Origin of the sequence: Paraburkholderia sp. BR13439, from assembly GCF_040948805.1 — a bacterium.
Lineage (GTDB): Bacteria > Pseudomonadota > Gammaproteobacteria > Burkholderiales > Burkholderiaceae > Paraburkholderia > Paraburkholderia youngii.
This window is the reverse complement of record NZ_JBFPKN010000256.1, coordinates 1-203: the sequence shown is the minus strand read 5'-3', so window position 1 is coordinate 203 and position 203 is coordinate 1. Positions and strand designations below refer to the sequence as shown.

Genomic DNA, 203 nt, shown 5'->3' with positions numbered 1-203 from the left:
ACAGGCGGCGCTTGACGAGGGGATGGAACTTCAGGTCATCAAGTTGCCCGAGGCGAAAAAAGGCTTCGTGCTGTTGCCGCGCCGCTGGGTGGTTGAGCGCAGCTTCGGCTGGCTCAACCGCTTCCGCCGACTCGCACGAGACTACGAGCGATTGCCCGAAACTCTGGCTGGCTTGCACTTCGTCGTCTTCTCCGTGCTTATGC

At 61.1% G+C, this 203-nt stretch carries 1 protein-coding gene; it reads left to right on the top strand.

Annotation, left to right across the window (positions count from 1 at the left end):
• A partial coding sequence (locus AB3X96_RS43095; RefSeq protein WP_368594479.1) for a transposase occupies positions 1-203 on the top strand: 203 nt, incomplete at both ends.